A 20485-nucleotide genomic window follows, 5' to 3' on the forward strand; every position below is an offset into this window, starting at 1 on the left:
TCTCCCGACAAGCACATTTGATCGTGCTTCCAGGGCGCCCTACCCCTGGGCCGAGAACAACGCGAACAGCTGGCTGCGAAAGTGGATGCCTAGCCGGTCGAACGCCCGGTTACGGTAAGTCTTCACAGTACTTTCCTTGATGCCCAGGTCGGCGGCGATGCCAGCGTGGGTCATGCCCTGTAGCAGGCGGGCACAGATGTTCAACTCTTGCGTGGTGAGCTCGGGGCAGCGCTGCAGCAACTGCTGCTGAGGGTTCTTGACCGGGTTCAGGCTGTTCAGCGCCAGGTGCCCGCGCAACAGCTGCAGCAGCGCCGGGCTGAGCGCTTCGCACATCTGCAATTCCTGGTCGTTGAAAAAACCCTGATCATGGTGCCGGTAGAGGTTGAACTGCACTGGGCGCGCCTGTTCGTCCAGGTACACGCTGGACAACCGTTCGATCATCCCATTGCGCTGGTAGATCGCCTCGCGGTATGGCCCATGGCGGATGTCCTGGGCCAGCAGGTGGCCGACCTGCCCGGGGGCCTCCTTCAACGGCTCGAACAAGGGGTCATAACGATGGTAGTGCTCGATGTACGCCTGGCCGCAGCGCAGCACCAGGCTGGCGTCAGGGTGGCGGGTGCCGGCCGCCAGCAGCTGCGGCCGCGCCCCGTCCATGCGCAACACGGAAAAATGCTCGCAGGCCGCCCACTGGCCCAGGCAGTCCAGCAACGCAGCGGGAAAGCCAGGCGTGCCCAACGTGCGGGTCAGGTCGCTGAAAGCGCGAATTTGCGCGGGCAAGGTCGATGCCTGTGGGGTGCTGAGACGAATCATGGCGGCACTCGGCTATTTATTGTTATTGGCTCGGGCAAACAGCGCCCGATAAATAGTTAACCTATTAACTATCAGTCTGCCGCCAATCCACGGCCTTGTCCACCTCACGGGTGACAGCACTGGCAAACGCGCGTCCGTAAGCTGGCCCCGACAACGACAATAATCGGGAACACCCATGAACCAGCACCCACTGAACCTGCGCGTCACGCGCTACGCCGCAGAAGCCAAGGACGTGGCACTGATCGAGCTGCGTGCAGACGATGGCCGGGCACTGCCGCCCTTCAGCGCGGGTGCCCACCTGGAAATCCTCGTCGCAGGCGACCTGCCGCGCCACTACTCACTGCTCAACGCGCCCGATGAACGCGACCGCTACCTGATCGGCGTGGGCCTGGCACCTGATAGCCGCGGCGGCTCGCGTTTCATCCATCAGCAACTGCGCCTGGGCGACACCCTCGCCAGCAGCCTGCCGCGCAACCACTTCGGGCTGGACGAGCACCTGCAACGCTATTGCCTGGTGGCGGGCGGCATCGGCATCACGCCGATACTGGCGATGCTGCGCTGGTGCCAGGCGCACGACAAGGACTGGCGATTGGTGTACAGCGCCCGCAACCGGCAACGCGCCGCGTTCTACGAAACCCTGCGCGCACTGGACCCTGCCCGGGTGCAACTGCACTTCGACGACGAAGCGGGCGGCCATCTGGATACCGCGCAACTGCTCGACACCCTGCGCGATGACGAGCACCTGTACGCCTGCGGGCCAGCGCCGATGCTCGACGCTTTGCAAGCCGCTGCCGGGCCACACGCCGATCGCCTGCACATCGAACGCTTCAGCGCCGCACCGGCCAGCGCCGAGGGCGACCGTGGCTTCACCGTGCACCTGAACCTCAGCGACCGCAGCATCTGGGTCGCCCCCCAGCAAAGCATCCTCGAAGCCCTCGAGGCCCACGGCATCGAGCTGCCGTTTTCGTGCCGGGCCGGCATCTGCGGCAGTTGCCAGACCCGCGTCTGCGCAGGCGTGCCAGACCACCGCGACCTGATCCTCTCGGATGCCGACAGGGCCGCAGGCCACAGCCTGATGATCTGCGTCTCGCGTGCCCTGGGCGACAGCCTGGTGCTGGACCTCTGAACCGCCTCACCCTTCTTCAAGGAGCATCCCCATGTCACTGCCCACCAGCAACCTCATTGCGCATGCCCGCAAAGCCAGCGAACCGATGGCCAACCGCGAGACCCCGTTCATCTACAACGAGTGGTATGTCGCCGCCTTTGACGATGAAGTCGGCCGGCACTTGCTGGCCCGGCGCCTGCTCGACCGCCGCGTGGTGATGTACCGCACAGAGGCAGGCGAGCCGGTCGCCCTGGAAGACCGCTGCGCGCACCGCTCGTTCCCGCTCTCGCGCAGCCATCTGCAAGGCGACACCATCGTCTGTGGCTACCACGGCTTCCGCTACGACGCCGCCGGCGACCTGACCGAGGTGCCGTCACAGAAAAACTGCCCACGTGGTATTGGCGTACGCCGCTACCCGCTGGTGCGCCAAGGGCCGTTACTGTGGATCTGGCTGGGCGAGGAAGCCCTCGCCGACGCGGCGCAGATCCCCCATCAGGCATGGATCGACGACCCGGCCTGGGCCTGCACCTCCGGGTATTTCCATCACCCGGGCAACTACGTCAGCCTGCATGAAAACCTCATGGACCTGACCCACCTGAGCTTCCTGCATGCCAACACCATCGGCACCCCGGACTACGCCAGCGCGCCCTACAAGCTGGACCTCAAGGAAGGCCATTACACCCTGATCCGCGAAGTGGTGCCGACCACCCTGTCGCCAGTGTGGGGCAAGACCACAGGGCTGGAAGGCTGCGCCAGCGCGGCACGCATTGCCACGTCGGAGTTTCTTTCGCCGGGGCTGCACCGGGTCAGCGTGACCTTCTACGACAGCGCCCAGCCGCTGGAGCAGCGCCAGCAGTTCCACATCCGCACCGCGCATATCCTGACCCCGGAAACCGCCAACAGCCTGCACTACTTCATCGTCCATGGGCGCGACTTCGCCCAGCACGACGAAGCCCTGGGCGAGTACATGCACGAGCAGCTGTTCGCCGCCTTCAACGAAGATGTGGAAGGCCTCGGTGCACTGGAGGCCGCGCTCGACGACCGCGACGACCATCACTACGAAATATCCGTGGCCAGCGACGCCCCTGCCGTCGCCACCCGCCTCTACCTGAAGAAACGCGCCGATGCCGAGCGCCAGCACGACAGCCGCAAGGTCGGCTGAAGGCAGCGCTGGCCGCCGTCCATAACAACAATAAAAGGGACATCACATGTTCAAGCCTGAACCGGCTATCACCTGCCTGCGCCTGGCGCTGGTGGCAGCGCTGGCCTTGCCACTGCCCGCCCGCGCCGACTTCATCGGCGACAGCCAGGGCAGCCTGGAGCTGCGCAACTTCTACCAGAACCGCGATTATCGCCAGCACGGGGCCCAGGCTTCCCAGGTCGGCAACTGGTCGCAAGCCTTCATGCTGCGAATGCAATCGGGCTTCACCGAAGGGCCGGTCGGCGTTGGCCTGGACTACCTGGGCCTGCTGGGGGTCAAGCTCGACTCGGGGCGCGGCCGCAGCGGGGACGGCACGCTGCCCTTCGGTTCGCAGTCAGGCCGGCCGGTGGACGACTTCAGCCACATGGGTGTCACCGGCAAGCTGCGGGTGTCGAAGACCCGCCTCGATGTCGGCATCCTCACCCCGACGCTGCCCGTGGTCTTTCGCGATGACATGCGCCTGATGCCCCAGACGTTCGATGGCGCGCTGCTGCAATCGCAGGACGTCGAGCGGCTGACCCTGACCGCCGGGCAGCTCTGGCGCTCGCGCACCCGTGAGTCGTCGGGCAGCGACCGCATGTACCTGGCCGGGCGCAGCGCCGCGTTCGACAGCGGCGCCTTCGATGTGCTGGGCGCCAGTTATGACGTGGGCCACGGCTTGATCGCCAGTGCCTTTCGCGGCGAGCTGCATGACGTGTACCGGCAAGACTTCTACGGCCTGGTGCACACGCTGCCATTAGGGCCGGGGTTGTCGCTGCTCACCGACCTGCGTTACTTCGACAGCACCAGCGCCGGCACTGCCAAGGCCGGCAGCGTCGACAACCGCAACTTCAACATGATGAGCACCCTCAGCGTGGGTGCGCACAAGGTCGGCGTGGGTTACCAGCGCATGTACGGCAACGATGCCTTCCCCACCCTGAACGGCTACACCCCGCCCTACACCGCCAACCTGGTCACGATCGGCACCTTCACCAGCGCCGGCGAAGTGTCGTGGCAAGCCCGCTATGACTACAACTTCGCCGCCCTCGGGCTACCCGGGCTGAGCTTCATGACCCGCTACGTGCGCGGCGACGACATCCGCACCCGCGCGGCCGACGGCCATGAGTGGGAACGCGACACCGACCTCGCCTACGTCATCCAGGCCGGCTACTTCCAAGGGCTGGGCGTGCGTTGGCGCAACGCGGCCTATCGCTCCAGCTACGCCAGCGACATGGACGAGAACCGGCTGATCCTCAGCTACACCCTGAAACTCTGGTGACCCCCTTACACCTGCCCTTCGAGGTAACCCCATGAGCCAGACCTTCGAGTCTCTGCAACACGCGCAGAGCACTGCCAATACCCACCGCCAGATCAGTTGGCGGATCATGCCGCTGCTGCTGATCAGCTACGTCTTCGCCCACCTGGACCGCATCAACATCGGCTTCGCCAAGCTGCAGATGAGCAACGACCTGCAGTTCTCCGACACCGTCTACGGCCTGGGTGCCGGGCTGTTCTTCGTCGCCTACGCGATGTTCGGCGTGCCGGCAAACCTGGTGCTCGACAAGCTTGGCCCACGGCGCTGGATCGCCCTGATGATGGTGACCTGGGGGCTGCTCTCCAGCGCCATGCTGCTGATTGAAAGCGCCCACGGCTTCTATGCCCTGCGTTTCGGCCTGGGGGTGGCCGAGGCCGGTTTCTTCCCGGGCATTCTGGTCTACCTCTACCGCTGGTTCCCGGCCGGGCGCCGGGCCTCGATCACCGCCCTGTTCACCCTGGCAGTCCCCATGGCCGGCGTGGTCGGCGGCCCGGTATCGGGCTGGATCCTCGAACACATGCAAGACACCGCCGGGCTGCGCGGGTGGCAGTGGATGTTTCTGATCGAAGGCCTGCCGGTCGTGGCCTTGGGCCTGGTGATACTGGCGCGGCTGGACGACCGCATCGAAGACGCACGCTGGCTCAGCGACGAACAGAAGCATGCCCTGCGCCAGACGCTGGCCCGTGAAGAAGCACGCAAACAGATCAGTTCCTGGCGCGGGATCTTTGCCAATGGCCAGGTCTGGCTGCTGGTGGCGATCTATTTCGCGGTCATGCTGGCGGTCAACACCCTGGCGTTCTGGATGCCGACCCTGATCCACGGCGCGGGCGTTGCCCACGACAGCCAGATCGGCCTGCTCAGTGCACTGCCCTATCTGGCCGGGTGTTTCTTCATGATTGCCGTGGGGCGCTCTTCCGACCACCACAAAGAACGGCGCTGGCACCTGTGCGTGCCGATTCTGATGTGCGCGGTGGGGTTGACCCTGACCGGCCTGCAGCCGCAGTCACCGCTGTGGGTGATGACAGGCCTGGCCATTGCCGGCATGGGTGCCAGCAGTGCGTTGCCGATGTTCTGGCAATTGCCTCCGGCCTACCTGGCCGGGCCGATACTGGCGCCGGGGTTGGCCCTGATCAGCTCGCTGGGCAGCGTGGCGGCGTTTGTCGCGCCTTACCTGATCGGCTGGATGCGCGACAACACTCAAAGCGCCAGCCTGGCGCTCTACTTGTTGTCGTTGGTGATCGCCTTGGGCGCCTTGCTGGTGCTGCGCACCTCGGCTGCGGTGGTCAACCCACGCTGAGGCAAGGTACGCAGGCAGGCGTGGCTGAGCCACGCCTGCTTCAAGCAACGGTCTTGTCAGGGACGAACCGCCGTGACTTCGATCTCGACGCGCCAGGCTGGGTGTGCCAAGCCTGCAATCTGGAACGCCGAGCGGGCAGGCAGTACTGGCTGCTTGGCCGCTGGCCCGAAGAACTGGGTGTAGCCGGCCATGAAGCCGTCGAAGTCCATCTTGCCGCCGTTCTCCGGCCCGCCTACCAGGAATACCTGCATCTTCACCACATCCTTGAGGCCCAGACCGAGGTCTTTGAGCTGCTTCTGGATGTTTTCAAGCACATTGATGGTCTGCGCTTTGGTATCACCGAAGGATTCCAGAGAATCCTTGGCGGCGTCGGGGTGGATGACCGACGGAACGGAGCCGCTCAGGTAAACGACTGTCTTGCCAGCAGGCACTTCCACAGCGGCCGAAATGGGGAAACTACCTGCGCTATGGCGCACAACATCCTGTGCATGAACGCTCCCGGCACCGGCGATCGTCAGGGCCAATGCAGCAACGGTCTTGAAAGCGACCTTCATGTGTTTCTCCTAAATGATTACCAAGGGTGATGCGCACGCATCGATGACGCGTGCACGGGTCATTCCATTGTCGTAGCAGGTTTAGAATCGATACAAGCTAAACGGCTCTGGATCAAGCACTGGCGCCTTGCCCAGCAGCAGGTCAACCGTCAACTCGGAGGACACCGGGCTCTCCGTCATGCCCCAGCCGGTCGCGGTGTTGATGACCAGGCCAGGGTATTCTTTGACCGTCGAAATGATGGGGTTCTCATCCGGCGCAATGGCCATGGCGCCGCTCCACTGATCGATCAGCTTCGAGTCGTTGAAGGCAGGGAATTCGACCTTGAGTTTGGCCAGGGATGCATCGAGCTCTGGAATGTCAGGGGCCGCAGTCATCAGCCTGTTCTTCTCGAACGGCGACACCTCATCCAGCCTCCAGCTGGTTGGCTGAGTGAACGAGTCGATCAGCTGCTTGTTCAGCGAGATGTGTACCGGGAAGTCTGGGATGGCCAGCAGTGGCAGGTATTTGTAGCCATACATGAACGACTCTTTGACCACCGGCGCAACGACAACGCGCGGCGAGGTGGCGTAGGTACCGTCAGCCTGCTCGCGGAAGTAGATATTCCCCGGCAATGCAACGTTGCCACCCGGGGCACGGGGCGCAGCGCTGATGATTTGCTGGGATTGGTAGGCGGGCAAGGTTGGCACGTCGACGCCCAGGTTCTGCATGAACAACCGGGACCAGGCACCGCCCGCGACGATCACGCGAGACGCGCGAATGGCGCCCTTCTCGGTCACCACATCAGAGATGGCACCTGCCTGGGTTTCCAGGCCCCTTGCCGCGCAGTGGGTGTAGATACGCACACCCATTTTCTTGGCGTACTCGGCCATGACATACGAGGCGCGCTCGGCGTCCAGGCTACCGGAGTCTTCCTCGAAGCCTGCGACCTTCCAGCTGGAGGCTGAGCCGCGCAGCCGTTGATCGAGCTCATTGCCTTGGATGATGCGCGTCTTGAAGGGGATGTCCGAGCCGACTTCGCGGGTTTTCAGATCGATCCACTTTCTGACGCCTTCCAGGTCTTCTTCATCGAAAGGCACTTCGACCCGGCCTTGTGTGCGATAGCTGGTATCCGCACCTACTTTGGCGTTCATTTCACGCCAGCGTTGCTTGGCCAGGTGGTGCAACTGGAACGTCGCATCAGGCATCTTGTAGGTCATGACCTGACCATAGAACCGGCACGACTGCTCGCCGGCAATCTCACCTTTTTCGACGACAACGACGGAGAGGCCACGCTCGACGAGGTTGATCGCGGTCATGAGCCCCAAAATGCCAGCGCCAACAACGACCACGTCCGCTTGCTTGGGCAGCGTGCCCTCGGTGCCCTGTACAAAACCGAAGCGCGGTTTGCCGGGGATCAACCGACCTTCGCGGGTCAGCATAGGCGTCAGAATACCCGCACCCGCCGCAGCGGCCACGACGCCGCCGCCAATCAAAAATTTACGCCTTGTCATTCCCATGACACTTTCCTTTCCAAGCATTCGGTGTGGGTTACATCAGCCCAGACAATGGGCCATAGGCTGGCCGACAGCCCCCGTGGCCAACTTTGTGGCCATCGCGTCAGGCTGACGGTTCAAATTGAGGGCGGGCATTCTGGTGATGCTGTGCAGACGGTGGAATCGCTAAGGACAAATAATTAGTTCAGGGATTTCTTAACTATCATGGAGGGGACATATAAAGTTGATATGGCGACACGCCATATTAGTTATTGGGGATTAGTTGGGGTGAAGTAACTGGATGGTTAATTGTTATATGGGTGAGAGCAGCCAGGTGCCTGTCGTGGGATTAGTGGTGGGGCGTACATCGAGCGCCGCCCGCGCGGCGCTCGAGCTCATAGGCGCTGTAAAAACCAAAGACAAGCACCTAGCCGCCCTCACCCGATCTCCCGACGTACATTCATTCCCACAGAATGCCGGTACACTAACGCCCCTATCAAACCCTACAGAACAATCGCCACAACGCATCTTCGGACTGTTCGGTATTGCCCCTGCACTGCCACCCAAGGAAGAGCGGGATGCTGCAAAACCAGATTCAACACCACTACCCCAGGGCACTGGGCCGCTGGCCAATAAAAGCAACCCGCCAACACCCGACCTTACAAGTGCAGCCTTCAAATAGCGGCTGAGCCAGTATCCAGGCGTTATCGTCGCGTCGGTGATACTTCGCCCAAATGGCAACTTGATTCCAAAGACGCTGCAAGAGAACGGCGTAAAAATACCGCCGCACGCCTGGAGCGTTAACGATTTTCGCGACCTGAACCAATACATGACCGGTGTGATTTCAAGAACCCCCTCATCCTGAAATGACTGGCAGGCGCTCAGCGCCGCACTGATAGCTGGCACCCTCAAGGCTGGCTTCAAACGCTTCAAGCCCCGCGTACACCTGCTGCAACCCACTGATCTGCGCCATCACTTCAAACTTCTTGTCGGCAATGGCCTTGCCCACCAGCGCCCACGGCAACGCTTGCCCACGGTGCCCCTGAAGGATCGCCTGCATTTCCTTGAGTTTGAAGCCCAACTGCTGCGCGCATTTGATGAGCGTCAGCAGCTCAATGCTTTGCTGGTTGTAAACGCGGTACTTTCCCTGACGCTCGGGCGGCGGCAGCAGGCCAATCGCTTCATAGTGGCGGATGGTCTTGATCGTGGTGCCCGACAGCTGGGCGGCTTTGCCGATGTACATGAACGTCCTTTTTCGTTCGGGTGCGCCGCATCTTCACATAGCGCTGCCGGATCGGGAACCACCCGGGCCTGGTCAGCGGCTGGCGATACTGTTGGCCTTCGCGAGCCAGGCTTCGCGTTGCCGCGGGCTGGAGCCGAGCAGCGGCCCGAACGTCAGGGTCTTCAAGGGTTTTATGCCGCAGAACTGCAACGTCGTCTTGCGTACCTGATGAAGGCCAGGCATGCGGTAAACCCATCTGTAATACCACGGGGGAGTGTCCATCGTTACCAGCAGATGCGCCGTTCGCCCTTTCAGGCGTTGCTCGGGGAAGGCTTTGCCTGCGCGGTACTGGAAAGCAAAACCGGGCAGGAACACCCGGTCGAAAAAACCTTTCATCAAAGCGGGAATGCCGCCCCACCAAATCGGGTAGATGAAGGCCAGGTGCTCAGCCCAGGTGATGTCTGCCTGGGCCTTGAGCAGGTCGGGCTCCAGTGGCTGAACCTGCCTGTAGCCTTCGCGCAACACCGGGTCGAAGTTCAAGGCACCAAGGCGTAACATCCGTACATCATGCCCGGCACTGCGGGCTGCCTCGACGTAACGCGCGGCCAAAGCACCGCAGAAACTATCGCCAGAAGGGTGGCCCAGCACCACCAGTACGCGCTTACTCATCATGACCACATCCTGAACGTGAAGCCTTCAGGGTAAAGGCTGCCCGTAACAGGAGAGTCAAGGCCAGCCAGGCCGTTACTGCGAATCCAGATGGTTGATGCACACCACCTTGGGCTGGGTCATGTCTTCATAGGCAAAGCGCACCCCTTCGCGGCCGAGGCTGCCGTACTTGAAGCCGCCAAACGGCATGGCGTCGAAGCGGTAATCGGACGAGTCGTTGATCATCACGCCCCCTGCCTCGATCCGCCGCGCCAGCTTCAGCGCCGTCGACAGGTCCCGGGTAAACACCCCCGCATGCAGGCTGTATTCCGGCGCATTGGCCAGGGCAACGGCCTCATCCAGGGTGTCGAACGGCTCAAGGATCACCACCGGCGCGAACACTTCCTGTAGCCAGATACGGCTGCTGTGGCTGACCTGCTCCAGCACAGTGGGCGCATACAGGGCCCCTTGCCGGCGATGGCCACAAAGCAGCGTTGCACCCTGCTCCAGCGCCTCGTCCACCCACTGCTCGGTGCGACGGGCCGCCTGTTCGGTGACCATGGGGCCGACATCCGTTTCCAGGTTCGCCGGGTCACCCAACTGCAACGCCTTGGACTGCGCCACGAACTGTTCGCGGAATGCCGCGTACACCGCGCGCTGCACGAGGATCCGTTGCGTGCCGATGCAGTTCTGCCCCGCCGCCCAGAAAGCACCCGAGACACAGGACTCTACCGTCGGCTCCAAGTCGCAGTCCGCCAGCACCAGCACAGGGGCATTGCCGCCCAGGTCCATGGCAAGTTTTTTCAACCCTGCGCTGCGGGCGATCGACTCGCCGGTGGCAAAGCCGCCGGTGAAGGAAACCATGCGCACCTCGCGCAGTTCGACCAGCGCCTTGCCCAGTTCGACACCGCCGGTGGCGGTAGTCACCACGTTTTCGCCGAGCCCGGCCTGTACCAGGCAATCGACCAGTTTCAACGCCGACAGCGGCGCCAATTCGGACGGCTTGAGGATCACCGCATTGCCACCGGCAATCGCCGGGCCCAACTTGTGCGCCACCAGGTTCAGCGGGTCGTTGTAGGGCGTGATCGCCACAATCAGCCCCAGCGGTTCGCGGCTGAACCAGCCCTGGCGGGCCTCGGAGCCTTCATAGGCTTCGAACGGCACCACTTCGCCGGCATTGCGCCGCGCCTCCTCGGCGGACAGCTTCAGCGTGTTCACACAGCGCTTTACCTCCTTCTGGGCCTGACGCAGGGTTTTACCGGCTTCGGCCACGATCAGCTCGGCGAACGCGGCAGCATCGGCTTCCACCAACCGCGCCGCCTCTTCCAGAATGCGCGCGCGACGGTGCCGGGGCATTGCTGCACTTTCAAGGCACCCCGCCCGTGCACGCGCCAGCAAGGCGGGCACTGCACTGGCGTCCAGGCAGGGCACACGCCCCACCAGGCGACCGTCAAAGGGGCTCAACACGTCTATGTGGCTTGGCGCTACAGCGTGAACACTGGCCATGCGAGATACGCTCATAAAGGCTCCGTTACTGACGGTGGGTGGTGTGCAGGGCAATGATGTCGGAGAGCAAGGCGTAGGCCGTCTCGATGCGCCCTGCCCCCGGCCCGGACACCGTGACAGCGCCCAGCAGCCCGGTGTCGAACGACACCGCATTAATTGCGCCGCTGATGCCGGCAAGCGGATGCTCAAGTGGCAGCAAGCGGGCTTCGACACTCGCAGACACCGCACCGTCAGCCGCCTTGCTGGCAGCACCGATCAGCTTCCAGCACTGGCCGGTGGCCTGCGCCTTGACGATGTCCGACGCGCTGATGCCGCTGATGCCCGAGCACGTCACATCGCTGACGCTCAAGCGTGCATCCAGCAACTCATTGGCCAGGATCACCACCTTCAGGCGCACGTCATAGCCTTCGACGTCGGCCGTCGGGTCGGCTTCGGCATACCCCAGCTGCTGCGCCTGGGCCACGGCATCGGCGAACGACAAGCCGTCTTTCATGCGGGTCAGGACATAGTTGGAGGTGCCGTTGAGAATGCCCTCGAAGCCTTGTATCTGCGCACCCGCCAGGGCCTGCTTGGCCAGGCGGATCACCGGCGTGCCGCTCATCACCGCGCCTTCGTATTCGAACGCAACGTTGTGCCGCTGGGCCAGCGCCTTGAGCTCGGCCCCGTGCAAGGCAATCGGCCCTTTGTTGGTGGTCACCACATGGATGCCGCTCTCCAGCGCCCAGCGGCAGAAGGTGGCGGCCGGCTCACCATCGACCGGGTTGGTGAAGGTGGCCTCGGCGATGATGTCGGCGCCGGACTGCTTGATGACGGTTTCGTTGAACGCCTCGGCGGTGCCGCCTGGCAGCTGTGCAAACGCGCCCTTTTCGGCTGGCAAGGCCGCCAGTGCGGCAGCGTCCAGGCCATTGCGGTCGACCAGCGAGCCGAGGAACAGGTCGGTGACGCCGACGATCTTCAGGCTGAAGCCGAGGGTGGCCTGCCAGCTGTCGTTGCTCGTTGCAATCAGTTGGGCGAGGCCTCTGTTGACACCGCCAAAACCTACCAGGGCAATTTTGTATTCAGTCACGAAGGCGTTCCTTTTTGCTGTTGTTTGATGGGCTCAGCGTACGAGGTGGCGGCGGGCAGTAGAATTGGCCAAAACGCCGTATTTATTGGGCGATCTGCACAGGCTCGCAGGCCCGCGAATCGGGCCACGCGGTAGCTGACACCGGCTTTGCCGGTGTTCGCGGGGCAAGCCCGCGCCCACAGGGTCGCTGCGTAATCAATGAGATAGATTTTGTTCGGGGGGATAGAAGCGGGGTTAAAAGACGGCGGAGAGGACGAAGGAGGTGACGGTGTTTTCAACACCCTTGATGCCGGCGATTTCTTTCCACACGGCGTGGACCCGCTCCGGGGTAGCGGCATCGACCCTGAGCATCAGGTCAAACTCGCCGCTGAGCACTTCGCACTGCACCACCTCGGGGATGCTCCGCAAGGTGGCCAGCACGTCGTCACCGCGCATGCGGTCGTAGCGATAGACGAAAATCACCGCACTGATCAACGACGATGGCCGGCGGGCGTCCCCCAGCCTAACCGTATAGCCCTGTATCGCACCGTCGCGCTCAAGCCGTTCGATACGCTGGCGCACCGCATTGCGCGACAGGTTCACCTTGGCCCCGAGCTCGGCGTGGGCGATGCGTGCGTTGGCGGTCAGTTCGGCAAGGATGCGCTCGTCCAGCGGGTCGAGAATACGCTTCATGCGGGCCTCGACTGCGCCGCCAGCAAGGCCTTGCACAAGCCATCCAGGTCACCCCGATGCAACGCCGGTGGGCCCTCTTGCACCGGTGGCAGGCAGGCCAGCTCACCCTCCCAGACACCCAGCTGCGCCAGCAGCGCGGCAGACTTGCTTGGCGCGATCTGGCCCAGGGTCACCATCGGCGCACCCAGGCTGCGCCGATGCATGCGGCCCGCCAGTGCGCCGACGGCTGTGTGAGGGTCGACCAGTGTTGCCGCTTGCTCGCGCAGGGTGATGACTTCGCGGCGTACTTCGGCGTCGTCCACCGCATAGGAGTCGAACAATACCCGCGCCTCAAGCCATTGCGCATTGCCGATGCTCAATTCACCACAGGCCTCGAAATGCTCCATCAGCGCTGCGACACGGCTGCCGCTGCGCCCATACAGCTCCCAGATGAAGCGCTCCAGGTTCGAATACAGCGAAAAGTCCATGGCCGGTGACGACGTGCGCTGACTGGCATGGGGGGCGTAGCGGTTGCGATGAAGGAAACGGTGAAGGGCATCGTTGCTGTTGGTCGAAACGATCACCTGGTTGATCGGCAACCCCATTTTCTGCGCAATGAAGCCGGCGTAGATTTCCGCGAAGCTTGCCGCCGGTACGCTGAATGCAACCGGCCGGGTGCCGCCACCCAATTGCAGGGCCGCGTGGAAGTAGAACACGATCTGCGCCAGCACCCCTACCCAGTTGGTCGAGTTGAAACACACCGGTATCAAACCCTCCAGCGGCCAGGCACGAAACAGCCGTGCTACCAGGGTCTGACAGTCGTCGAAACTGCCCTCCACCGGCAGCAGCTGAACACTGGCGGGGTCCGCCGCCTGCAAGGCGACAAGGCGGTCTGCCGGGATCTCGCCCTGCGGGTAGAGAATGGCCAGGCGCACATTGGGCCTGGACGCAAAGGCCTCGATCGCGGCAATGCCGGTATCACCATTGGTGGCCCCGACCACCAGTGCCTCGCCGCCGGAGCGCGTCAGAAAGTGGCTGACCAGCCGCGCCTGGAGCTGCGCGGCGAAGTCCTTCGAGGTGCGTGTGGGGCCATGGAACAACTGCAGGATCCATTCGTTATGGCCAATCTGCTGCAAGGGTGTGATCGCGCGGTGGCTGAAGGCCTGGTAGCTGTCGCTGAGCAGCACGCGCAAGCACGGGTCATCAATGGCATCGCCGACAAAGGGCGCGATGACCCGCCAGACCAGCTCATCGAAGGGCAGCCAGGACCAACTGGCAATCGCCTCAGGGCTGATTACCGGCAAGTACGCCGGCACATACAGCCCGCCATCGGCGGCAGGCCCCGACAGCACGACTTCACGGAAGTCCGCTCGCACATCAGCGTTGCGGGTACTGACGTAATGCATGAAAACTCCCCAGGGTTACGAAGGCCGGTGCGCGTGTGCCACCAGCCAGGATGAAAACAGCGCAGCATCGGGTGGCAGTGGCCGCCCTTGCTCGCGTACCAGGTAAAACGATTCGCTCGCTTCGATGCGCTGGCTGAAGGGTGCGACCAGTTGGCCGTCCCTGAGCAGGTCCTCGACCACGGACGATCGCGCCAGCGCCACCCCCTGCCCCAGTTCGGCCATGCGAATGGTGGACACCAGCGTGTCGAACTGCAGCCCCCGCGAGTAATCGACATCGTCCGCGCCAACCCGCTTGAGCCAGTAGCCCCAGCCCTCCTCGTAGCCCAGCACATGCAGCAGCGGGTGGTGCCTGAGGTCGCGCGGCTGGCGAATGGGCGAGCGCGCCATCAGCGCCGGCGAACAGACCGGCACCAGCACGTCCCAGGTCAAGCGTTGGGCATGCAGCCCGGGCCATTCGCCATTGCCCCAGCGCACTTCCAGGTCGTCCTCGCCATCCGGCGCCTTGACCCACAGGTTGCTGATGTAGCGGATGTCGATGTGCGGGTGCTGGCGGCTGAAGTCAGGCAGCCGCGGGGCCAGCCAGTACTGCAGGAACGACAAGCTGCCGCGCACCTTCACCGGCCCGCGCTGGTGCTGGCCGAAGATCTCGTTGGTGCCCACCGCCAGGCGGCTGATCGCATCCTGCACCACCGGCAGGTAGGATTGCCCCTCTTCGGTCAGGCCCAGGCCCCTGGGCAGACGCTTGAACAAGGCCACGCCCAGGTGGTGTTCGAGTTGCCGAATCTGCTGGCTCACCGCCCCCTGGGTGAGGTGCAGCTCCTCGGCTGCGTGAGTAAAGTTCAAGGCGCGTGCCGACACTTCGAAAGACCGCAGCCAGTTGAGCGGCGGCAGGGTTTTTTGCTTCATCGACACGACCTCGTTCACAGTGGGGTCCGTGCATCATGAACCGGAAGGCTCAGCTCACGCCAACACTCGAACCTGCCGGCGCCAGGGCCGCCAGCCGCTGTGCACGCTTGTTGCGGGTAACCCAGTAGACGAAGTAGCACCAGCCAATGAACGGGATGCCGAAGTACAGGGCGACGCGTTGTTCGGGGTCGAAGGCGATGCCGACACAGGCCAGCACGCAGCAGGCAATCGCGCCCAGCGGCACCCAGGGGTAACCGCGCACCCTGAAGTGCAGGTCTTCGACCCGCCCGCCATTGGCCACGTAATGGCGGCGGAAGGCGATCTGGCTGCCGGCAATGCTCATCCACACCACCACCACCGCCAGGCCGGAAATCGACACCAGCGCCAGGTACACCGTGTCCGGTGCCAGCACGCTGCTGAGCAGCGACGCCGCGGCCCCGGCCATGCTCAGCACGATCGCGTTGACCGGCGTGCCACGCGGCGACAGGCGGGCGAAGCACTTGGGCATATGGCCCTGGTCACTGAGCGTCCACAGCATCCGTGAGGCCGCGTACAGCCCGGAGTTGGCGGCCGACAGCAAGGCAGTGAGGATCACGAAGTTCATGATGTCTGCCGAATACGGGATGCCGATCAGGTCGAAGACCATGACAAACGGGCTTTCGACCAGGCCTGCCTGTTCGCGCGGCAGCAAGGTGGCCAGCACGATGATGGTGCCGACGAAGAACAGCGCCAGGCGCACCACCGTGGTCCGAATAGCCTTGGGCACGCTCACCTGCGGGTCTTTTGCCTCGCCGGCGGCAATGCCGATCAGTTCGGTACCGGAAAACGCAAAGGACACCGCCAGAAGCGTCATCGCAATCGGCAGCACGCCGGTCGGGAACAAGCCCTCGCGGGTGAAGTTGGACAGCCCGATACCCTGCACATGCTGCACATCGAACAAGCCGAAGATGGCGCCAGCGCCGATGGCGATGAAGGCAATCACCGTCAGCACCTTGACCAGCGACAGCCAGAATTCGGTCTCGGCGAACAGGCGCACCGACACCACGTTGCTGACCAGCACCGTGATGGCGAACAGCGCGCTCCAGATCCACACCGGCGTGTCGGGAAACCAGCGGACCATCAGGATGCCCGCCGCGGTGAATTCCGAGCCGATGGCCACGGTCCAGGTCAGCCAGTACAACCAGGCCACCGTGTAGCCGGTGCCTGGCCCCAGGTAGCGGGTGGCATAGCTGCTGAACGAGCCGGTTTCGGGCATCTGCACCGCCAGCTCACCCAGGCAGACCATGACCAGGTAGACCATCACCGCGCCGACGCAATACGCGATCACCGCGCCCAGGGGGCCAGCCTGGTTGACCGTGTAGCCCGAGGTCAGAAACAGGCCCGTGCCGATCACCCCGCCCAGCGCCAACATGACGATATGGCGGGTGTGCATCTCTTTCTTGTACCCGGCCGCTTGGGCCGACGTCGGCTTTGATTGTTCGGTGGACATAATCGAGTTCTCATGAAGTGGCTGGCAATCGACCGGCAAGCGGCCCTGGGGCCGACCCCGTCGATGTGTCAGCGGCTGTTATTGTTATGGCTTTCATGAATCAGGAAGGGCGCGCCCAACGCCTCAGGTCGACACTTCAACGTGCCGATCGCAGCGGTCGCTGCCCTGCCCCTGCTGGGCGCGCACTGTCGCGAACGCCTGGCGCAGGTCTGCCAGCAGGTCAGCGGTATCTTCGATGCCGACCGAAACCCGCACCAGGCCTTCGGAAATGCCCAGTGCCTGACGCTCTTCCAGGGTGTTTTCCACGTGGCTGGTTGTCCGTGCCGGCCCGTAGATGGTTTCCACTGCACCGAGGTTGCCGGCGCGGTGGGCATAGCGCAGCTTAGGCAGCAGCGCGACGACGGTGTCCATCCCGCCTGCCAGGACGAAACTGACGATCGCGCCAAAACCGCGCATCTGCGCGTTAGCGATCGCGTGGCCGGGGTGCTGCGGCAACCCGGGGTAGTTGACCGACTCCACCAGCGGCTCGGTGCACAGGTATTCGGCCAGGGCCTGGGCGCTGGCCTGTTGCTGACGCAGGCGCAGCGCCAGGGTCTTGATGCCGCGAATGATCAAGTAGGCGGAGAACGGGTCCAGCGAGGCGCCGTTGATTTCACGGTAGTGTCGCACCTGCGCCATCAAGGTTTCGGCACCGCAGACGATACCGCCCAGCACATCGCCATGCCCGGACAGGAATTTGGTCGCGCTGTGCACCACCACGTCGACGCCCAGCAGCAGCGGGTTCTGGTTCAGCGGCGTGGCGAAGGTGTTATCGGCAACCACCAGTGCCCCCACACGCTTGGCTGCGGCTACCAGGCGGCGGATGTCGAGGATTTTCAGCGTCGGGTTGCTCGGCGTCTCCAGGTAGACCACATCGCAACCGCGAGCGATTTCACGCTCCATGGCTTCACTGTCGAGGGTGTCGCACAGCGTCACCTCGATGCCCTGGCGGGGCAGAAACTCTTCGAAGATCTTGTTGGTGCCGCCGTAGCTGTCGCGGGTCGAGACCACCCGCTTGCCGTTGCACAGGAAGGTATGCAGTACACCGCTGATGGCGGCCATGCCGGTGCTGAAGGCCACGGCCGACTCGGCGTGTTCCAGGGCGCACAGTTTGTCTTCAAGGACCGCAACCGTCGGGTTGCTCATGCGGCTGTAGATGAAGCCAGGTTGTTTGCCCAGGGCGATGTCGTACCAGGCGTCGATGTCCTGGTAGCCGTAGGCGGCACTGGCGATGATCGGGGTTTGGGTGGCGTTGTAGGGGTGCTCGACCTGTTCACCCTCCCACACCACCTGGGTACCGATACCGGGCTGCACGCCGTGGGCGACCTTTGCTTGGTTATTCATGTAATTGTCTCGCATCGATGAAACACGACGGTGTTTCGACTGGTCTGCGAGGACTATAGAGCGCGCATACGCCCCTGAAAAACGATGCAATAAGGGCCTTAGGGGCGCTTTTTTTAATGGCTTCTGGGGGGCCGCTTTGCGGCCCCGGCGTCTAGCGAACCGCGTGCAAGGCTTGCTGGTCGGCATGGTAGGACGAGCGCACCAGCGGCCCCGACGCCACATTCCTGAAGCCCATCGCCACAGCCTGCTCGGCGAACCAGGCAAAGGTATCCGGGTGCACGAACCGCTGCACCGGCAGGTGGCTGCGCGAAGGCTGCAGGTACTGCCCCAGCGTCAGCATGTCGACCTGATGCTCGCGCATGCGCTGCATCACTTCCAGCACCTCGTCGTCGGTTTCCCCCAGGCCCAGCATCAGCCCGGACTTGGTCGGCACCCCGGGCACCCGGCGCTTGAAGTTCTCCAACAGGTCCAACGACCACTCGAAGTCCGACCCCGGCCGTGCCGCCTTGTACAGGCGCGGCACGGTCTCCAGGTTATGGTTGAACACATCTGGCGGCGCCTGCTCGGTGATGGCCAGGGCCACGTCCATGCGCCCCCGGTAATCCGGCACCAGGGTTTCCAGCGTCGTGCCCGGCGACAGCTTGCGGATTTCGCGCAGGCAGTCGACGAAGTGCTGGGCACCGCCGTCGCGCAGGTCGTCACGGTCCACCGAGGTGATCACCACGTACTTCAGGCGCAGCTCGGCAATGGCAATCGCCAGGTGCTTCGGCTCATCGGCATCCAGCGGTTTCGGCCGGCCATGGCCGACGTCGCAGAACGGGCAACGCCGAGTGCAGATGTCGCCCATGATCATGAAGGTCGCCGTGCCAGCGGAAAAGCACTCGCCCAGGTTCGGGCATGAGGCTTCTTCGCAGACGCTGTGCAGCTTGTGCTTGCGCAGCAGCGCTTTGACCCGGGCGACCTCGGGGGACGTGGCGATTTCCACGCGGATCCAGTCGGGTTTGCGCGGCACTTCCTCGGTGGGCAGAATCTTCACCGGGATGCGCGCCACCTTTTCGGCGCCGCGCAGTTTCACGCCGGCTTGCAGGGGCTGCGGGCGCGTGGCCGCAGTCAGGGTCTGGTTCATGTTCATGCTCCGCCAGTCAGGGCTTCATCCACGGTTGCTTCATCCACGAGGCTTCATCCACGGCCGATTCAGGCGCGGTAGACCGGATATTCCGCACACAGCTTGGCCACCGACCCGGCCACCTGGGCCTCGACATCGGCATCACCAAGGTGGTCGAGGATGTCGCAGACCCAGCCCGCCAGGGCCACACACTGGGCGACTTTAAAGCCGCGGGTGGTGACGGCCGGGGTGCCGATACGCAGGCCCGAAGTCACGAACGGCGACTGCGGGTCGTTGGGCACGGCGTTCTTGTTGACGGTGATGTGCGCGCGGCCAAGGGCGGCGTCGGCGTCTTTTCCGGTGAGGCCCTGGCGGATCAGGCTGACCAGGAACAGGTGGTTGTCGGTACCGCCAGAAACCACGTCGTAACCGCGTTCGATGAACACCTGGGCCATGGCTTGGGCGTTTTCGATGACCTGTTGCTGGTAGCGCTTGAACTCAGGCGCCAGCGCTTCCTTGAAGCACACAGCCTTGGCGGCGATGACGTGCATCAGCGGGCCGCCCTGGGCACCTGGGAATACGGCAGCGTTGAGCTTTTTCTCGATGTCTGCGTTGGCCTTGGCCAGGATCAGGCCGCCACGCGGGCCGCGCAAAGTCTTGTGGGTGGTGGTGGTGACCACGTCGGCGTACGGCAGCGGGTTGGGGTACAGGCCAGCGGCAACCAGGCCGGCGACGTGGGCCATGTCGACGAACAGCAGCGCACCGACCTTGTCGGCGATGGCGCGCAAGCGTGGGAAGTCGAGGGTCTTGGAGTAGGCCGAGAAGCCGGCAACGATCATCTTTGCCTTGTGCTCGACCGCCAGGCGCTCGACTTCGTCGTAGTCGATCAGGCCGGTGTCGGTGTTGATGCCGTACTGCACAGCGTTATACAGCTTGCCCGAAGACGACACCTTGGCGCCGTGGGTCAGGTGGCCGCCGTGGGCCAGGCTCATGCCCAGGAGGGTATCGCCAGCTTGCAGCAGGGCCAGGTACACCGCGCTGTTGGCGGAAGAGCCAGAGTGCGGCTGGACGTTGGCGTAATCGGCACCGAACAGCTGCTTGGCACGTTCGATGGCCAACTGTTCAACCACATCGACGTGTTCGCAGCCGCCGTAGTAGCGCTTGCCCGGGTAGCCTTCGGCGTACTTGTTGGTCAGCTCGGTGCCCTGGGCCTGCATCACTTGCGGGCTGGTGTAGTTCTCCGAGGCGATCAGCTCGATATGGTCTTCCTGGCGCTGCACTTCGCGGCTGATGGCCGCATGCAGCACAGGGTCGAAATCGGACAGGGTCAGGCTTTTATGGAACATGCGTGTGCTTCCTTGTTGTTGTG

At 63.6% G+C, this 20485-nt stretch carries 18 protein-coding genes and 1 pseudogene; 5 read left to right on the forward strand and 14 right to left on the reverse strand.

Annotated features, from left to right (window positions below; genetic code table 11):
* Nucleotides 1–39 precede the first annotated feature (39 nt).
* Entirely contained in the window at nt 40–810 is a 771-nt protein-coding gene (locus tag LOY26_RS15645; RefSeq protein ID WP_050506076.1) for a helix-turn-helix transcriptional regulator, read from the reverse strand.
* Between the two features lie 175 nt (nt 811–985).
* Between LOY26_RS15645 and LOY26_RS15650 the strand changes: the two genes are divergently transcribed.
* The 4 genes from LOY26_RS15650 to LOY26_RS15665 all read left to right on the forward strand — a co-directional run bounded on the left by LOY26_RS15650 (nt 986) and on the right by LOY26_RS15665 (nt 5707).
* A complete protein-coding gene (locus LOY26_RS15650) occupies nt 986–1936 on the forward strand; it encodes a PDR/VanB family oxidoreductase (protein ID WP_258713787.1) in 951 nt (316 codons plus the stop codon).
* A gap of 31 nt (nt 1937–1967) precedes the next feature.
* Nucleotides 1968–3077 (forward strand): aromatic ring-hydroxylating dioxygenase subunit alpha, encoded by a 1110-nt coding sequence (locus LOY26_RS15655; protein WP_258713788.1) that lies wholly within the window; start codon nt 1968–1970, stop codon nt 3075–3077.
* Nucleotides 3078–3123: 46 nt separating this feature from the next.
* Complete coding sequence (locus tag LOY26_RS15660; RefSeq protein WP_050506077.1) at nt 3124–4374, forward strand: OprD family porin; 1251 nt, start codon at nt 3124–3126, stop codon at nt 4372–4374.
* Nucleotides 4375–4480: 106 nt separating this feature from the next.
* Nucleotides 4481–5707, forward strand: a complete 1227-nt coding sequence (locus LOY26_RS15665; RefSeq protein WP_371925449.1) for an MFS transporter — start codon at nt 4481–4483, stop codon at nt 5705–5707.
* Nucleotides 5708–5763: 56 nt separating this feature from the next.
* Here LOY26_RS15665 and LOY26_RS15670 read toward each other — a convergent pair whose 3' ends face one another.
* On the reverse strand, nt 5764–6261 hold the full coding sequence (locus LOY26_RS15670; protein ID WP_033698594.1) for a RidA family protein: 498 nt from the start codon (nt 6259–6261) through the stop codon (nt 5764–5766).
* A gap of 81 nt (nt 6262–6342) precedes the next feature.
* Entirely contained in the window at nt 6343–7758 is a 1416-nt protein-coding gene (locus LOY26_RS15675) for an FAD-binding oxidoreductase (RefSeq protein ID WP_033698595.1), read from the reverse strand.
* Nucleotides 7759–8344: 586 nt separating this feature from the next.
* Here LOY26_RS15675 and LOY26_RS15680 point away from each other — a divergent pair.
* Nucleotides 8345–8599 (forward strand): annotated as a pseudogene (locus LOY26_RS15680) (cytochrome C); the annotation flags it as partial.
* Here the strand turns inward: LOY26_RS15680 and LOY26_RS15685 are convergent.
* The 11 genes from LOY26_RS15685 to glyA all read right to left on the reverse strand — a co-directional run bounded on the left by LOY26_RS15685 (nt 8591) and on the right by glyA (nt 20462).
* Complete coding sequence (locus tag LOY26_RS15685; protein WP_258713789.1) at nt 8591–8977, reverse strand: MerR family transcriptional regulator; 387 nt, start codon at nt 8975–8977, stop codon at nt 8591–8593. The pseudogene LOY26_RS15680 and the gene LOY26_RS15685 sit on opposite strands and share 9 nt — an antisense overlap.
* A gap of 72 nt (nt 8978–9049) precedes the next feature.
* Nucleotides 9050–9628: an NAD(P)H-dependent oxidoreductase gene (locus LOY26_RS15690; protein WP_258713790.1), complete on the reverse strand. Its 579-nt coding sequence runs from the start codon at nt 9626–9628 to the stop codon at nt 9050–9052.
* A gap of 72 nt (nt 9629–9700) precedes the next feature.
* The gene (locus LOY26_RS15695) at nt 9701–11125 is read right to left on the reverse strand and encodes an aldehyde dehydrogenase family protein (RefSeq protein ID WP_258713791.1); all 1425 of its coding nucleotides are present in this window, start codon (nt 11123–11125) and stop codon (nt 9701–9703) included.
* Nucleotides 11126–11135: 10 nt separating this feature from the next.
* Nucleotides 11136–12176 (reverse strand): homoserine dehydrogenase, encoded by a 1041-nt coding sequence (locus LOY26_RS15700; protein ID WP_095064563.1) that lies wholly within the window; start codon nt 12174–12176, stop codon nt 11136–11138.
* Nucleotides 12177–12410: 234 nt separating this feature from the next.
* A complete protein-coding gene (locus tag LOY26_RS15705; RefSeq protein WP_047583424.1) occupies nt 12411–12848 on the reverse strand; it encodes an Lrp/AsnC family transcriptional regulator in 438 nt (145 codons plus the stop codon).
* A complete protein-coding gene (gene thrC / locus LOY26_RS15710; RefSeq protein ID WP_047583404.1) occupies nt 12845–14233 on the reverse strand; it encodes a threonine synthase in 1389 nt (462 codons plus the stop codon). Before thrC ends, LOY26_RS15705 begins: the two co-directional genes overlap by 4 nt.
* 15 nt (nt 14234–14248) lie before the next feature.
* The gene (locus LOY26_RS15715; protein WP_033698604.1) at nt 14249–15139 is read right to left on the reverse strand and encodes a LysR substrate-binding domain-containing protein; all 891 of its coding nucleotides are present in this window, start codon (nt 15137–15139) and stop codon (nt 14249–14251) included.
* 49 nt (nt 15140–15188) lie between these two features.
* Nucleotides 15189–16628 carry an amino acid permease gene (locus LOY26_RS15720; RefSeq protein ID WP_186660993.1) on the reverse strand — a complete coding sequence of 480 codons (1440 nt, stop codon included), beginning with the start codon at nt 16626–16628 and terminating at the stop codon, nt 15189–15191.
* A gap of 123 nt (nt 16629–16751) precedes the next feature.
* Nucleotides 16752–18011, reverse strand: coding sequence for a cystathionine gamma-synthase family protein (locus LOY26_RS15725; RefSeq protein ID WP_258713792.1), 1260 nt, complete (start codon nt 18009–18011; stop codon nt 16752–16754).
* Nucleotides 18012–18162: 151 nt separating this feature from the next.
* Entirely contained in the window at nt 18163–19137 is a 975-nt protein-coding gene (gene lipA / locus LOY26_RS15730; protein WP_238338660.1) for a lipoyl synthase, read from the reverse strand.
* 68 nt (nt 19138–19205) lie between these two features.
* Nucleotides 19206–20462: a serine hydroxymethyltransferase gene (gene glyA / locus LOY26_RS15735; protein WP_258713793.1), complete on the reverse strand. Its 1257-nt coding sequence runs from the start codon at nt 20460–20462 to the stop codon at nt 19206–19208.
* Between the last annotated feature and the right edge of the window lie 23 nt (nt 20463–20485).

Origin of the sequence: Pseudomonas sp. B21-047 (genome assembly GCF_024748775.1) — a bacterium.
In the GTDB taxonomy this organism is placed as follows: domain Bacteria; phylum Pseudomonadota; class Gammaproteobacteria; order Pseudomonadales; family Pseudomonadaceae; genus Aquipseudomonas; species Aquipseudomonas capeferrum.

Coding starts and splice junctions, on each gene's coding strand:
- LOY26_RS15655 (WP_258713788.1), top strand. CDS start 1,968: ATGTCACTGCCCACCAGCAACCTCATTGCGCATGCCCGCAAAGCCAGC.
- LOY26_RS15675 (WP_033698595.1), bottom strand. CDS start 7,758: ATGGGAATGACAAGGCGTAAATTTTTGATTGGCGGCGGCGTCGTGGCC.
- LOY26_RS15650 (WP_258713787.1), top strand. CDS start 986: ATGAACCAGCACCCACTGAACCTGCGCGTCACGCGCTACGCCGCAGAA.
- thrC (WP_047583404.1), bottom strand. CDS start 14,233: ATGCATTACGTCAGTACCCGCAACGCTGATGTGCGAGCGGACTTCCGT.
- LOY26_RS15665 (WP_371925449.1), top strand. CDS start 4,481: ATGCCGCTGCTGCTGATCAGCTACGTCTTCGCCCACCTGGACCGCATC.
- LOY26_RS15705 (WP_047583424.1), bottom strand. CDS start 12,848: ATGAAGCGTATTCTCGACCCGCTGGACGAGCGCATCCTTGCCGAACTG.
- LOY26_RS15715 (WP_033698604.1), bottom strand. CDS start 15,139: ATGAAGCAAAAAACCCTGCCGCCGCTCAACTGGCTGCGGTCTTTCGAA.
- lipA (WP_238338660.1), bottom strand. CDS start 19,137: ATGAACCAGACCCTGACTGCGGCCACGCGCCCGCAGCCCCTGCAAGCC.
- LOY26_RS15645 (WP_050506076.1), bottom strand. CDS start 810: ATGATTCGTCTCAGCACCCCACAGGCATCGACCTTGCCCGCGCAAATT.
- glyA (WP_258713793.1), bottom strand. CDS start 20,462: ATGTTCCATAAAAGCCTGACCCTGTCCGATTTCGACCCTGTGCTGCAT.
- LOY26_RS15695 (WP_258713791.1), bottom strand. CDS start 11,125: ATGAGCGTATCTCGCATGGCCAGTGTTCACGCTGTAGCGCCAAGCCAC.
- LOY26_RS15725 (WP_258713792.1), bottom strand. CDS start 18,011: ATGAATAACCAAGCAAAGGTCGCCCACGGCGTGCAGCCCGGTATCGGT.
- LOY26_RS15685 (WP_258713789.1), bottom strand. CDS start 8,977: ATGTACATCGGCAAAGCCGCCCAGCTGTCGGGCACCACGATCAAGACC.
- LOY26_RS15660 (WP_050506077.1), top strand. CDS start 3,124: ATGTTCAAGCCTGAACCGGCTATCACCTGCCTGCGCCTGGCGCTGGTG.
- LOY26_RS15690 (WP_258713790.1), bottom strand. CDS start 9,628: ATGATGAGTAAGCGCGTACTGGTGGTGCTGGGCCACCCTTCTGGCGAT.
- LOY26_RS15670 (WP_033698594.1), bottom strand. CDS start 6,261: ATGAAGGTCGCTTTCAAGACCGTTGCTGCATTGGCCCTGACGATCGCC.
- LOY26_RS15720 (WP_186660993.1), bottom strand. CDS start 16,628: ATGTCCACCGAACAATCAAAGCCGACGTCGGCCCAAGCGGCCGGGTAC.